This window comes from Streptomyces sp. NPDC003284 (assembly GCF_053589675.1).
This window is the reverse complement of record NZ_JBSFSI010000032.1, coordinates 21,697-35,133: the sequence shown is the minus strand read 5'-3', so window position 1 is coordinate 35,133 and position 13,437 is coordinate 21,697. Positions and strand designations below refer to the sequence as shown.

Genomic DNA, 13,437 nt, shown 5'->3' with positions numbered 1-13,437 from the left:
GTGCTCCCTCACGGCGACGGCGGCGAGGACGGCGGCGAGGACGGCGGCCCGGCGGCGCCCCCGTCCGTCCCCGGTTCCGGCTCGCGGTAGTGGTGGTAGGCGTGGTGGGCGGTGAAGCCGAGTCCGGCGTACAGCGCCCGCGCGGCCGTGTTGTCGGTCTCCACCTGGAGCCAGGCGGCCGAGGCGCCCTCGTCGAGGGCGCGCCGGGCGAGTGCGGCCAGGACGGCACCGGCCAGGCCCCGGCGGCGCAGCGCCGGATCCACCTCGACGGCGGCGAAGGAGGCCCACCGGCCGTCCACGACGCACCGCCCGATCGCGGCGGGCGCGTCCCCGGCGTGCGTGCCCGGGACCGTCGCGAACCACACCGAGGGCCCGCCGCCCAGGACCTTCAGGGCCACCTCGCTCACCCCCTTGCGCTGGTAGCGCGCGAGCCACGCCTCGTCGGCCGTGCGCGACAGCCGTACCGCCGCGGCCGCGGCCGGGTCCGCCCGGTCGGCGACCGGCGCGAGCGCCCCGGTCCACAGCTCGGCGCTCACCTCGCGCGTCCAGCCGCGCCGCTCCAGCTCCGCGCCCAGCAGTTCCTGCGTGCCCTCGGCGCCGGTGGCGGTCTGCACGTACGCGGGCAGGCCGCGCTCCCGGTACCAGCGTCGTACGGCGGCCAGGGCCGCGTCGAGCGGAAGGCCGGGATCGCCCAGCGGCAGCACCGAATTGGCGCGGCGGGTGAAGCCGGAGGCCGCCCGCAGCTCCCAGTCGCCGAGCGGCTCGCTCTCCACCGGCTGCCAGGCGCGGGCCGCGGCGCGCGCCAGCTCGGGGTAGGAGGCGGCGGGTCCCCGGCGGCGGGCCGGGGCCGGGGGAACCACCTTCCCGGCCACCATGGAGGACTCCGCGACACGCACGGTTTCACCGCTCTTGCGTGTGATCAGCAGCACACCATTGTCCCATGATGTGAGAACTCCGACCGTGTCGGTGAACTTCTCACCCGTTCCCCGAGGTTCGCTCAAGCGCCGCACGGAGACCCGTTTGCCCACGTCAGCAGCGGTGATACGGACCACCGGCGGCCCTGTCGCCCAGATTTCCACAGGTCAGTTCACCCCTCCTGTATGGATCATGCCCCGGAACGGAGATACTAGGGGCGGGCATCGACGACGCCGCGCTCCCGCGCGCCAGGCGGCGGAGCCTGTGGAGGCCCGCCAGCGCCCTATCGAGGAGGAACGACAGCGTGACCTACGTCATCGCGCAGCCTTGTGTCGACGTGAAGGACAAGGCGTGCATCGAGGAGTGCCCGGTCGACTGCATCTACGAGGGCCAGCGGTCCTTGTACATCCACCCGGACGAATGCGTCGACTGTGGTGCCTGTGAGCCGGTCTGCCCGGTCGAGGCGATCTTCTACGAGGACGACGTTCCGGAGGAGTGGAAGGACTACTACAAGGCCAACGTCGAGTTCTTCGACGAGCTGGGCTCCCCCGGCGGCGCCAGCAAGCTGGGCCTGATCGAGCGTGACCACCCGTTCGTCGCCGCGCTGCCGCCGCAGGCCGAGTAACCGTCCGGTGGCCCTGCCGCCCCGGTCCCGTACGGCCTGACCGCCCCGAGCGTGTCGGCGGCCGTGCGGGACCGCGGCGTTTCCCGCACCAGAAAGTGAGCCTGATCCCGTGTCCGCAGTCTCCGACCGCCTTCCGGCCTTCCCCTGGGACAAGCTGGAGCCGTACAAGAAGACGGCCGCCGCCCACCCGGACGGCATCGTCGACCTGTCGGTCGGCACCCCGGTCGACCCGGTCCCCGAGCTGATCCAGAAGGCGCTGGTCGCCGCGGCCGACTCGCCGGGCTATCCGACGGTCTGGGGCACGCCCGAGCTGCGCGACGCGATCACCGGCTGGACCGAGCGCCGCCTCGGCGCGCGCGGGATCACCCACCGGCACGTGCTGCCGATCGTCGGCTCCAAGGAACTGGTCGCCTGGCTCCCCACCCAGCTGGGCCTCGGCCCCGGCGACAAGGTCGCCTTCCCGCGCCTGGCCTACCCGACGTACGAGGTCGGCGCCCGGCTGGCCCGCGCCGAGTACGTGGCCTACGACGAGCCGACCGAGCTGGACCCGGCGGGCCTGAAGCTGCTGTGGCTGAACTCGCCCTCCAACCCCACCGGCAAGGTGCTGGGCAAGGAGGAGCTGACCCGGACCCTCGCCTGGGCCCGCGAGCACGGCATCCTGGTCGTCTCCGACGAGTGCTACCTGGAGCTGGGCTGGGAGGCCGAGCCGGTCTCGGTGCTGCACCCCGAGGTGAACGGCGGCTCCCACGACGGCATCGTCGCCGTCCACTCCCTCTCCAAGCGCTCCAACCTGGCGGGCTACCGCGCCGCGTTCCTCGCGGGCGACCCGGCGGTCCTCGGCCCGCTGCTGGAGATCCGCAAGCACGGCGGCATGATGACCTCGGCGCCGACCCAGGCGGCGGTCGTGGCGGCGCTGGGCGACGACGTCCACGTCCACCGGCAGCGCGAGCGCTACGCCGCCCGCCGCGCCGCCCTGCGCACGGCCCTGCTCGGCCACGGCTTCCGCATCGAGCACAGCGAGGCCAGCCTGTACCTGTGGGCGACCCGCGACGAGTCCTGCTGGGACACGGTGGCGCACCTGGCCGGTCTCGGCATCCTGGTCGCCCCCGGGGACTTCTACGGCCCGGCCGGCGACCGCTTCGTCCGGGTGGCCTTCACGGCGACCGACGAGCGGGTGGCGGCGGCGGTCGCCCGCCTCTGACCCGCCCGCAGGCGCGTACGAAGGCCAGGGACGGCGGCGTACGGCGGCGTACGACGGCGAAGGGGCCCGGGAGGATTCCCGGGCCCCTTCGCCGTCGCCGTGTGCACGCACGGCTGGTGCATGACGTGGGAGCGGGCGCTGCGGCCGGTGCTCAGCCGCCCAGCGGCAGGCCCTGCACCGGCAGGCCCTGGGTGGGCAGCCCGCCCTGGGTCGCGGTCTTCGCGGTGTCGCCGAGGAGACCGCCCGTGGTCCCGGCCGCGTCGCCCGCCGCCTTCTGCGCCACCGGCGTCGTCTTCTTCACCAGGCCGCCGCCGGTCCTGCCCGCGGCGGGCACCGCCTGCTTGACCACCTTGCCGCCGGTGTCGCCCGCGACCCCGGTGACGTGCTGCGCCGCGCCGTCCACGGTGTTGCCGACGCTCGCCGCGTCCAGGGCGGTGAGGCCGCCCAGGTTCGGGGTGGCCGGCAGCTGGGGCGCGGCACCGGCGGAGCCGGCCGCACCGACCCCGGCAGCCGCCCCGGCGGCGACGAGCAGCGCGGCGCGGGCGATACGGCGGGTCAGGGGGAGGGACATGTTGCTCCTTCGACGGGAGGGGAACCTTGAGGTGTCGGACCGGGCCGGGCGGTTCCCGGAGGCCGTGCGGCCCCCGGCGGGCCGGGCTCGGACGCAGTGACTACCGCTCGAAGCGCGCGAAGGTTGCGGCGGAACAACGCAAAGAGTTGGTAATGCGTCGCATTATCAGGTGTGGATAAAAACGGGCAAAGGCCGACTGCCCGGAACGGCTGCTGAATCCTTCCGGCACCGTCTCTCCAAGGGCTGTGGCGATCCGCCCGCCGACCCCGCGAAAACCCGCCCCGACCGTCGCCCCGGCGCCTCGCCCACCACCCGGGAGAGTGAAGATCCACGCGGCTCCCCGCCACCGCGCACGGCCCGGCGCGCCGGACGGGAGCCGCTAACGGCCCGTCGTGATGCGGACCGTGGGCGCCGAGCCCGCCGAGTCCGCCGAGCCCGCGGACCGGTCGCCGTTCTTCCCGTCCACCGCGCGCCACTCGCCCTCGGTCACCCCGGCGGTCCACTCCCGCCCGGCGTACGCCACCCGCTCGATGTGCAGCGCGGAGGCGTTGGCCACCGCCCAGTGCGCCAGTTGCCAGCCGCGCTCGGCGGTGCTGCGCCCGTCGCCGGAGCCGGTCCGCACCGGCAGCGTCACCGTGCGCCCGTCCGTGGCCGCCCCGGCGGCCGGTGCCGTGGGCGCGGGCGACGCGCCGCGCCCGCCGCCCGCCTCGGCCCCGGCCACCTGCACCACCTCGCGGCCGAAGTCCCGTACCAGCGCCGCCCGTACCGCGTCCGGACCCGTCGTCGGGCTGATGCCCGGCCTGCCCTGGCAGGTCAGCGTGGCCGCGGCCCGCCCGGTCAGGGCGGCCGAGAGCAGCGCCGCGTCCGGCTCGTGCCGGGCGTACGCCTCCGGGAAGCCGCTGCGCTGCACGCGCTGCGCCGCCACGGTCACCGGCAGCCGCTGATAGCCGTCCACCTTGTCCAGGTGCCGGTAGAACACCCCCGCCGAGTAGGCCGGGTCCATGATCTCCTTCGCCGTCCCCCAGCCCTGCGAGGGCCGTTGCTGGAACAGGCCGAGCGAATCCCGGTCACCGTGGTCCAGGTTGCGCAGGTCCGACTCCTGGAGGGCGGTCGCCAGCGCGATCGTCACGGCCCGCTCGGGCATGCCGCGCCCGGTGCCGACGGCCGCGATGGTCGCCGCGTTCACCGCCTGCTCCGGGGTGAACTCGTAGGACCCGCCGTCCCGCCCGGCCGCCACGACCTCGCAGCCGGGGCCCGTACCGCCGGTCAGGTACTGCACCGTGAGATAGCCCGCGACCGCGAGCAGGACGCAGAGGGCCGCCCCCGACCTGAGGAGGCGGCCACGACGCTTCGGAGTGGGGGACGGCTCTGGCACGCGTACAAGGTACTGGAGACGGACACCGCCGCAGCAGCCGGTGACGGCGGACACGACGGCGCGTGGCCGGAGCCGGGCGCTAAGGTCGCAGGCATGGCCGATACCCCGCTTGACCTCACGCTGGACGCCGCGCGACTCACCGCGCAGCTCGTCGACTTCCCCTCGGAGAGCGGCACCGAGAAGCCGCTCGCCGACGCGATCGAGGCCGCGCTGCGCGCCCTGCCGCACCTGACGGTGGACCGCATGGGCAACAACGTCGTCGCCCGCACGCACCTCGGGCACGACCAGCGGGTGATCCTGGCCGGACACATCGACACCGTCCCGATCGCGGACAACGTGCCGTCCCGGCTGGACGAGGACGGCGTGCTCTGGGGCTGCGGCACCTGCGACATGAAGGCGGGCGTGGCCGTGCAACTGCGCATCGCCGCCACCGTCCCGGCCCCCAACCGCGACCTCACCTTCGTCTTCTACGACAACGAGGAGGTCGCCGCCGACCTGAACGGCCTCAAGCACGTCGCCGAGGCCCATCCGGACTGGCTGGCGGGCGACTTCGCGATCCTCCTGGAGCCGTCCGACGGCCAGGTCGAGGGCGGCTGCCAGGGCACCCTGCGCGTCCTGCTGAAGACCAAGGGCGAGCGGGCGCACTCCGCGCGCGGCTGGATGGGCGCCAACGCCGTCCACGCCGCCGCGCCCATCCTGCGCAAGCTCGCCGAGTACCGGCCCCGCTACCCGGTCATCGACGGCCTGGAGTACCGCGAGGGCCTCAACGCGGTCGGCATCTCGGGCGGAGTCGCGGGCAACGTGATCCCCGACGAGTGCGTCGTCACCGTCAACTTCCGCTACGCGCCCGACCGCAGCGAGGAGGAGGCCGTCGCCCATGTCCGCGAGGTCTTCGCGGACTGCGGCGTCGAGGAGTTCGTGATCGACGACCACAGCGGCGGCGCGCTGCCCGGTCTCGACCACCCGGCCGCCGCCGCCTTCATCGAAGCGGTCGGCGGCATCCCGCTGCCCAAGTACGGCTGGACGGACGTCTCCCGCTTCTCCGCGCTCGGCGTCCCCGCCGTCAACTACGGCCCCGGCAACCCGCACCTGGCGCACAAGCGGGACGAGCGGGTGGAGACCGCGAAGATCCTCACCGGCGAGGAGCGGCTGCGCGCCTGGCTGACGAGCTGACCTCGCGGCCACGGTCCGGACCCGCCGAGGTCCCCCGCCCGTAACCCGCCGAGATCTAGGGTGGGCGAGATCTAGGCTGGGGTGGAACGACCGCACGCGGAGGGAGCGCATATGCCTACAGGCAACCCCGAGGGCAAGAAGGTGCCACCGGAGGAGCAGCGCCTGGGACCGGTGCTCCGGCGCCGGGGGCAGGTCCAGGCCGGCACCACGGACCAGCGGCTGCTGGACGAGCGCGCCCCCACCGACTGGGTGCACACCGACCCGTGGCGGGTGCTGCGCATCCAGTCGGAGTTCATCGAGGGCTTCGGCACCCTGGCCGAACTCCCGCCCGCGATCAGCGTCTTCGGCTCGGCCCGCACCCGGGTGGACTCGCCGGAGTACGAGGCCGGGGTGCGGCTGGGGCGCGGTCTGGTCGAGGCGGGCTTCGCGGTGATCACCGGCGGCGGTCCCGGCGCGATGGAGGCGGCGAACAAGGGCGCCTGCGAGGCCGGGGGCACCTCGGTCGGCCTGGGCATCGAGCTGCCCTTCGAGCAGGGGCTCAACCCCTACGTCGACATCGGCCTCAACTTCCGCTACTTCTTCGTCCGCAAGATGATGTTCGTGAAGTACGCGCAGGGCTTCGTGGTCCTGCCCGGCGGCCTCGGCACCCTGGACGAGCTCTTCGAGGCGCTCACCCTCGTCCAGACCCAGAAGGTCACCCGCTTCCCCATCGTCCTGTTCGGCACCGCCTACTGGGGCGGCCTGGTCGACTGGCTGACCCACACCCTCATCGCCGAGGGCAAGGCCGCCGAGGCGGACCTGACCCTCTTCCACGTCACGGACGACGTGGAGGAGGCCGTGGCCCTGATGTCGAAGGAAGCGGGCAAGTAGCGAGGCGGCGAAGCGGCCGGGCGGCGGGCGGCGGCCCGTGCGGCGGGCGGGGCGGCGCGGGCGCGGGCAGGACCGGCCCTACGCCAGTCCCCGCCGGGCCACGGCGGGCTCCCGGTGCCCCGCGACGGCCGCCACCATGTCCACCACCTGCCGCGTCTCGGCGACCTCGTGCACCCGGTAGACCTGCGCCCCGAGCCACGCCGAGACCGCCGTGGTGGCCAGCGTGCCCACCACCCGCTCCTTGACCGGCCGGTCCAGCGTCTCCCCGACGAAGTCCTTGTTGGACAGCGACACCAGCACCGGCCACCCGGTGGCGACCATCTCGCCCAGCCGACGCGTCGCCTCCAGGCTGTGCCGCGTGTTCTTCCCGAAGTCGTGCCCGGGATCGATCAGCACCGACTCCCGCGGCACCCCGAGCGCCACCGCGCGCTCGGCCAGCCCCACGGTCACCTCCAGGATGTCGGCCATCACGTCGTCGTACTCCACCCGGTGCGGCCGGGTCCGCGGCCGGGCGCCGCCCGCGTGCGTGCACACCAGGCCCACCCGGTGGCGCGCGGCGACCTCCGCGAGCCGCGGGTCCGCCCCGCCCCAGGCGTCGTTCAGCAGGTCCGCGCCCGCCTCGCACACCGCCTCGCCGACCTCGGCCCGCCAGGTGTCCACGCTGATGACCACGTCCGGGAAGCGCCGCCGCACCTCGGCGACGAAGCCGACGGTGCGCCGCGCCTCCTCCTCGGCCGTCACCTCCTCGCCGGGTCCCGCCTTCACCCCGCCGATGTCGACGATCGCGGCGCCCTCGGCCACGGCCTGCTCCACGCGCGCGAGGGCGGGCTCGTCGCGGAACGTCGCCCCCTGGTCGTAGAAGGAGTCCGGGGTACGGTTGACGATCGCCATGATCACCGGCTCGTGCGTGTCGAATTCACGCCTGCCCAGCCTGAGCATCCCCTGTGACCTCTTCTCCCACGTCGCGGTCTTCGGCCGCCTGCGACCCTAACTGTCGGCGTCGCATGGCACGATCGGACCCTGGCACGAACGCCAGACTCCAGATGGCACCAGATCCACATCCACATCCAGATCCAGATCCAGATCCAGCTCCAGACCCAGACCCAGACTCCGGACTCCGTGGGGACCTCAGCGATGGTTATGTTCTTGTTCCTCGTCGTCGCGCTGGCGGTCGTGGTCGCCGCGGTGACCCTCGCGGTGGTGGGCGGCGGGGGCACCGGCCCGCTGCCCGAGGCCGTCCCCGACCGGCTGCGCGACCCGCTGCCGGAGGACCGCCCGGTGGGCCCGGCCGATGTGGAGCAGCTGCGCCTGCCGCTCGCCGTGCGCGGCTACCGGATGGCCGACGTGGACGACGCGCTCGACCGGCTCGGCGCCGAGATCGCCGAGCGCGACGCCCGGATCGCCGACCTGGAGTCGGCCCTGGAGACCGCGCTGGCCGGGGCCCGCGACACCGGGGTCCGCGACACCGGGGCGCGGGTGCACCTGACCAAGCCCCGACCGGAGGACGAGCAGTGACCGAGGAAGCGGTGGAGAGCCCGGTGGCCGAGGCGGCGACGGCCGGTGCCGCCGTCGCGGGTCCGGACGGCGCCCGGCGCTGCCCGTGGGCGCTGTCGGCGCCCGAGTACGTGGCGTACCACGACGAGGAGTGGGGCCGGCCCGTCCACGGCGACGACGCCCTCTTCGAACGCCTCAGCCTGGAGGCCTTCCAGTCCGGCCTGTCGTGGATCACCATTCTGCGCCGCCGTCCCGGCTTCCGCGCGGCCTTCGCCGGCTTCAGGATCTCCGCGGTGGCGGAGTTCACCGACGCCGACCGCGAGCGCCTGCTCGCCGACGCCGGGATCATCCGCAACCGCGCCAAGATCGACGCGACCCTCGCCAATGCGCGCGAGCTGGCCGCGTGGTCCCCGGGCGAGCTGGACGCCCTCATCTGGTCCCACGCCCCCGCCCAGGCCGCCCGTACGGCCCCGGGGACCCTCGCCGACGTCCCGGCCGTCACTCCCGAGTCCACGGCCCTGTCCAAGGCGCTGAAGAAGCGCGGCCTGCGCTTCGTGGGCCCGACGACGGCGTACGCCCTGATGCAGGCCTGCGGACTGGTCGACGACCACCTCGCGGACTGCGTGGCCCGCCGCCCCTGACCCCTGCCGCCCCCGGCTCGCGGCCGTCGGCCGTCGGCCGGGGGAGAGGCGGCGGGGCGGCGGCGTGCCGTGCCCGGTCAGCGGCCCAGGTACACCGGCTTCTCCTTGGCGACGAACGCCCGTACGGCGATGGCGTGGTCCTCGGACTGTCCCGCGCGCGTCTGGAGCTCGTCCTCCTTCTCCAGGGTCTGCGCCAGGGAGTGCGTCAGGCCGAAGGCCACCGACTCCTTGATCGCCGCGTACGCCAGCGTCGGCCCGGCGGCCAGCTTCCGCGCGGTCTTCTCGGCTTCGGCGCGCAGCTCGGCCGCCGGGACGACCCGGTGGGCGATGCCCAGCTCGGCGGCCTCCTGGGCGGTGAGCGTGCGCGGGAAGAGCAGCAGGTCGGTGGCGCGGCTCGCGCCCACCGCGCGCGGCAGCGTCCAGGAGAGGCCGGAGTCCGCGCTGAGCGCGACGCCCGCGAAGGACGTGTTGAAGGACGCCGTGTCGGCCACGATCCGGTGGTCGGCGGCGAGCGCGAAGCCGAAGCCCGCCCCGGCGGCGACGCCGTTCACCGCGGCGACGACGGGCTTGGCGGCACCGGCCAGCGCCCGCACGATCGGGTTGTAGTGCTCCCCCACGGTGCTCATCGTCTGCCCCGACCCGCTCTCCCGGTCGGCGTTCAGCAGCCCGACGTGCTCCTTGAGGTCCTGGCCCACGCAGAACGCCCGGTCCCCGGCCGCGGTCAGCAGCACCGCCCGTACGGCGTCGTCGGCCGCGGCGGACTCGGCGGCCTCCCGGAGGGCGACCTTGGTGGCGATGTCGAGCGCGTTCATCGCCTCGGGGCGGTTCAGGGTGATCGTCGCGAGTCCGTCGCTCACTGTGTAGAGCACGGTGTCGGCCATGGGACTTCCCCTCCGGTGTCGGCTCCGACGTACCGTTCGGTACGTCCTGTGTCCGAGGGACAGCATGACGGAGATCACCGGCCGGAGCGGGCGGTGGACGTGTGACCTGCGTCAAAGAAATCCGGCGGCCGGGCCGCCGGGAGACCCGGGAGAGGGAGCGCAGTATCGCAGCCACATCCCCGAATTGAGTGGTTTTGCTCGCGCGCGTTGCCCAAGCGATGCCGACTGATGTTGGTCATCGGGTCCTGAGATGCGGGATAATGGCTGGGAAGCAATGTGTTCGATGCCGGTGCCGTGTGTGCTGCACCGTTCCGGGAGTGGACCGCGCGCGTGCCCTTCGGTGCGCCGTCGGCTTTGACGATGAGCTGGGTTTCAGGAAGGGGAACGAGCATGGCGGCCATGAAGCCGCGGACGGGTGATGGCCCGCTCGAGGTGACCAAGGAGGGGCGGGGCATCGTCATGCGAGTTCCGCTCGAAGGCGGCGGTCGGCTCGTCGTCGAGCTGACCCCTGACGAGGCCGACGCGCTCGGCGACGCCCTCAAGAAGGTCGTCGGCTGACGCGCGAGCGGATCACAGCCTTTTCGGTGACCCCGGTACCGCACGCGGTACCGGGGTCGCTGTTCTCCCGGTTCTCCCGGTGCTCCCGTCCGGCGCAGTGGCCCGGCGGACGCCTCAGCGTTTGACCGCGCACAGCAGGCCGTCGCCCACCGGCAGCAGTGACGGCACCAGGTCGGCGCTCTCGCGCACGGTGCGCAGCAGTTCGCGCAGCCGTACGACCTCGGCGGGCTGCGGCCCCGAGTCCACCGTCCGGCCGTGTGCGAACACGCCTTCGAAGACGACCAGTCCGCCCGGCCGCAGCAGCCGCAACGATTCGGCGAGATAGTCGGGGAACTCCTGCCGGTCGCCGTCGCAGAAGACCAGGTCGTACCCGGCGTCCGCGAGCCGCGGCAGGACCTCCAGGGCGCGGCCCGGGATGAAGCGGGCGCGGTTGCTGGCGAAGCCGGCGGCGCGGAACGCCTGCCGGGCGAACTGCTGGAGCTCCGGCTCGGGGTCGACCGTGGTCAGCACCCCGTCCGGGCGCATGCCGTGCAGGAGGTGGATGCCGGAGACGCCGGTGCCGGTCCCGATCTCCGCGACCGCCTTCGCGTCCACGGTGGCGGCGAGCAACCGCAGCGCCGCGCCCGCGGCGGGGGTCACCGAGCGCACTCCTGCCTCGCCTGCCCGCTCCCGGGCCCAGCGCAGAGCGTCGTCCTCGGCGACATAGGCGTCGGCGAACGCCCAGCTCGTCTGCCGGTTGCCGGTAATGACCCTCTCCTGTCCCCTGGATGCCTGGGCGTGACTGTATCCGTTGGGGCCGGGAACCCGCAGATGGGACCGGTCGTTTGAAGGGGTGGGGAAGCACCGGGGGACGTGACCGGAGTCCGGACGGGGGGTATGGGATGGAACGGGACGGCGAGCAAGTGCTGACGCAGCCGCATCAGCCGTGGCAGTGCGTGTCAAATTCAAGTAAAACCGCTTATCCGGAGCTAACGGGCGAGGTGGTTATGGTAGGGGCTCCACTGGACACCACCAGAGCCGACAGGGGAGGTGCGGCTTCGCCTGTGGATCGGGGAGGAGTGCTCCGGCGCTTTCTCGGATCGGCGGGCAGGCCGAAATCCGTGAACGACACCGCAGCTGACCGTACCCACGCCGAGGGCACCGCCCCGGCCGCGACCGCGACCTTCTCCAGCGACGCGGACGGGCAGGCGTGGACTCCGCCCACCTGGGAGGAGATCGTCAGCACCCACAGCGGTCGTGTCTACCGCCTGGCCTACCGCCTCACCGGCAACCAGCACGACGCCGAGGACCTCACCCAGGAGGTCTTCGTCCGTGTCTTCCGCTCCCTGTCGACCTACACGCCGGGCACCTTCGAGGGCTGGCTGCACCGCATCACGACCAACCTCTTCCTGGACATGGTCCGCCGCAAGCAGCGCATCCGCTTCGACGCGCTCGGCGACGACGCGGCCGAGCGCCTGGCCAGCAAGGAGCCCACCCCGCAGCAGCTCTTCAACGACGCGCACTTCGACGCCGACGTCCAGCAGGCCCTGGACACGCTGGCGCCCGAGTTCCGCGCCGCGGTCGTCCTGTGCGACATCGAGGGGCTGTCCTACGAGGAGATCGCCGCGACCCTCGGCGTCAAGCTCGGCACGGTGCGCTCCCGTATCCACCGCGGCCGTTCACAGCTCCGCAAGGCCCTGGCGCACCGTTCGCCCGAGGCCCGGCAGGCCGAGCGGCGCCGCTTCGTGCCCCGCGTCGCCGCGCTGGGAGGAGGGGGCGCGACCGCGTGAGTGGTTCCCGATCCAACCCCGCCGCGAGGGGGCTCGCGGAACAGCATCTGGGAGACCGACTCTCCGCCCTGGTGGACGGAGAGCTCGGTCATGAGACGCGTGAGCGCGTCCTGGCGCACGTGGCCACCTGCCCGAAGTGCAAGGCGGAGGTCGACGCACAGCGCCGTCTGAAGAACGTCTTCGCGGAGTCGGCCCCGCCGCCGCCCTCCGAGAGCTTCCTGGCCCGCCTCCAGGGGCTGCCCGGCGGCGACCCCGGCTCCGGCTCACCGCTGGGCGGTGCGGGGTTCCCGGGCGGTTTCCCGGCGTTCCCCGCGGACACCGGGGGCACCGGCGGCACCGGGGACTCCGGCATGTTCGGCGCCCGGCGCGGCGAGCAGTTCCCGTTCGGGTACGGCCCGGCCGGACCGTACCCGGTCGAGCCCGTGCCGGAGCGGTCGGAAGGCTTCCGGATCCATCACGTCAACCGCCCCGACAACGAGCGGTCGGCCTCGCGCGGACGCCGGTTCGCGTTCGTCGCCGCCGGGGCGGTGTCGCTGGCCGCGGTCGCCCTCGGCGGTGTCACCACCGGCGCGGCGGGCGACACGGCGGCGGAGACCCGCGGCGGCGCGGGAGCGGGCAGCAATGTCACCCCCGCGCGCTCGGCGGGCACGGGCATCGCCACGGCGTCCGAGGCGTCCCGGCGCCGGAACACGGCCGGGGGCCTGCCCGTGCAGCGCTCGACCGGCACGGCACCGCCGGTGCCGACCTCGCTGTCCGCGCCGCTGCTGCCCGGCGTGCCCACCCCGGCCGCCGCACCGGCGGCGGACGCGGCGGCGCGCCCGCTGCCGCCGACACCGGTGGTCGCCGCCGGGGCCGCGCTGATGTCCCCGCTGATACGCCCGCTCGGCACCCGGCCGCTGATCTCCCTGACATGGTCGGCGGACCCGCAGCTCACGACGGCCGGTCTCCTCACCGCGCCCTCCCCCGGCCCGACGCCCGAACCACCGTCGGCCGCCACCTCCCATCTGGCGCCCTGACCGGCGTCGGCCGGGCACTGCGCGGTGGCCCGTGAACCTGGTTGAATCCAGGAGGGCGCGCCCCTGACATCCGTCGGGGCGCGCAGTCGACGAAGCGCGGCCACCGCCGACGAGCCGGGCCGCGGGCACCTGCCGGGGAGCACATGAACGAGGGCAAGCCCACCAGACCCACCCGCCCGAGATGGTGGAGCCGCCCCCGGCCGCCCGCGCCCACGGACGACACGGTCGGCACCGCGCCCGTCCCGGACACCACCACGGACGACGAGGGCGACTTCCACCTCGCCCGCCCCGCCCGGTCCCCGGAGCCGCAGAACCGGAGCACACCGCAGCCGGGGGACCGGCCCGAGG

Annotated in this window: 15 protein-coding genes; 9 read left to right on the top strand and 6 right to left on the bottom strand. The window is 74.0% G+C overall.

What is annotated here, in order from left to right; all coding sequences use genetic code 11:
- Window positions 1–8: 8 nt before the first annotated feature.
- Entirely contained in the window at window positions 9–1,079 is a 1,071-nt protein-coding gene (locus tag ACWDYF_RS35985; RefSeq protein ID WP_389470158.1) for a GNAT family N-acetyltransferase, read from the bottom strand.
- A 140-nt stretch (window positions 1,080–1,219) separates the two neighbouring features.
- Here ACWDYF_RS35985 and fdxA point away from each other — a divergent pair, with 140 nt between their 5' ends.
- Window positions 1,220–1,540, top strand: coding sequence for a ferredoxin (gene fdxA, locus ACWDYF_RS35980; RefSeq protein WP_018571242.1), 321 nt, complete (start codon window positions 1,220–1,222; stop codon window positions 1,538–1,540).
- A gap of 109 nt (window positions 1,541–1,649) precedes the next feature.
- On the top strand, window positions 1,650–2,741 hold the full coding sequence (locus tag ACWDYF_RS35975) for a bifunctional succinyldiaminopimelate transaminase/glutamate-prephenate aminotransferase (RefSeq protein WP_381742396.1): 1,092 nt from the start codon (window positions 1,650–1,652) through the stop codon (window positions 2,739–2,741).
- Window positions 2,742–2,892: 151 nt separating this feature from the next.
- Here the strand turns inward: ACWDYF_RS35975 and ACWDYF_RS35970 are convergent, their stop codons facing one another.
- Window positions 2,893–3,312, bottom strand: coding sequence for a hypothetical protein (locus ACWDYF_RS35970; protein WP_018571244.1), 420 nt, complete (start codon window positions 3,310–3,312; stop codon window positions 2,893–2,895).
- A 379-nt stretch (window positions 3,313–3,691) separates the two neighbouring features.
- Window positions 3,692–4,687: a heavy metal transporter gene (locus ACWDYF_RS35965; RefSeq protein WP_389470162.1), complete on the bottom strand. Its 996-nt coding sequence runs from the start codon at window positions 4,685–4,687 to the stop codon at window positions 3,692–3,694.
- A gap of 93 nt (window positions 4,688–4,780) precedes the next feature.
- Here ACWDYF_RS35965 and dapE point away from each other — a divergent pair, with 93 nt between their 5' ends.
- Complete coding sequence (dapE, locus tag ACWDYF_RS35960; RefSeq protein ID WP_018571246.1) at window positions 4,781–5,860, top strand: succinyl-diaminopimelate desuccinylase; 1,080 nt, start codon at window positions 4,781–4,783, stop codon at window positions 5,858–5,860.
- 111 nt (window positions 5,861–5,971) lie between these two features.
- On the top strand, window positions 5,972–6,730 hold the full coding sequence (locus ACWDYF_RS35955; protein ID WP_018571247.1) for an LOG family protein: 759 nt from the start codon (window positions 5,972–5,974) through the stop codon (window positions 6,728–6,730).
- A 78-nt stretch (window positions 6,731–6,808) separates the two neighbouring features.
- On the opposite strand, the gene folP is transcribed toward ACWDYF_RS35955, so the two are convergent.
- The gene (folP, locus tag ACWDYF_RS35950) at window positions 6,809–7,669 is read right to left on the bottom strand and encodes a dihydropteroate synthase (protein WP_381742402.1); all 861 of its coding nucleotides are present in this window, start codon (window positions 7,667–7,669) and stop codon (window positions 6,809–6,811) included.
- 195 nt (window positions 7,670–7,864) lie between these two features.
- Here folP and ACWDYF_RS35945 point away from each other — a divergent pair, with 195 nt between their 5' ends.
- Both ACWDYF_RS35945 and ACWDYF_RS35940 read left to right on the top strand, forming a co-directional pair.
- Entirely contained in the window at window positions 7,865–8,245 is a 381-nt protein-coding gene (locus ACWDYF_RS35945; protein WP_389470167.1) for a DivIVA domain-containing protein, read from the top strand.
- Entirely contained in the window at window positions 8,242–8,865 is a 624-nt protein-coding gene (locus tag ACWDYF_RS35940; protein ID WP_389470169.1) for a DNA-3-methyladenine glycosylase I, read from the top strand. Before ACWDYF_RS35945 ends, ACWDYF_RS35940 begins: the two co-directional genes overlap by 4 nt.
- A 77-nt stretch (window positions 8,866–8,942) precedes the next feature.
- Here ACWDYF_RS35940 and chcB read toward each other — a convergent pair whose 3' ends face one another.
- A complete protein-coding gene (gene chcB, locus ACWDYF_RS35935) occupies window positions 8,943–9,746 on the bottom strand; it encodes a 2-cyclohexenylcarbonyl CoA isomerase (protein ID WP_381742406.1) in 804 nt (267 codons plus the stop codon).
- A gap of 390 nt (window positions 9,747–10,136) precedes the next feature.
- Here chcB and ACWDYF_RS35930 point away from each other — a divergent pair, with 390 nt between their 5' ends.
- Entirely contained in the window at window positions 10,137–10,304 is a 168-nt protein-coding gene (locus ACWDYF_RS35930) for a DUF3117 domain-containing protein (protein WP_003966491.1), read from the top strand.
- A gap of 114 nt (window positions 10,305–10,418) precedes the next feature.
- Here the strand turns inward: ACWDYF_RS35930 and ACWDYF_RS35925 are convergent, their stop codons facing one another.
- On the bottom strand, window positions 10,419–11,114 hold the full coding sequence (locus ACWDYF_RS35925) for an O-methyltransferase (RefSeq protein WP_381742812.1): 696 nt from the start codon (window positions 11,112–11,114) through the stop codon (window positions 10,419–10,421).
- A 248-nt stretch (window positions 11,115–11,362) separates the two neighbouring features.
- Between ACWDYF_RS35925 and sigE the strand changes: the two genes are divergently transcribed.
- Together sigE and ACWDYF_RS35915 are read left to right on the top strand one after the other, a co-directional pair.
- Complete coding sequence (gene sigE, locus ACWDYF_RS35920; RefSeq protein WP_078509683.1) at window positions 11,363–12,073, top strand: RNA polymerase sigma factor SigE; 711 nt, start codon at window positions 11,363–11,365, stop codon at window positions 12,071–12,073.
- Window positions 12,070–13,089: an anti-sigma factor family protein gene (locus tag ACWDYF_RS35915; protein WP_389470173.1), complete on the top strand. Its 1,020-nt coding sequence runs from the start codon at window positions 12,070–12,072 to the stop codon at window positions 13,087–13,089. The genes sigE and ACWDYF_RS35915 overlap by 4 nt, the downstream gene beginning before the upstream one ends.
- The last annotated feature ends 348 nt before the right edge of the window (window positions 13,090–13,437 follow it).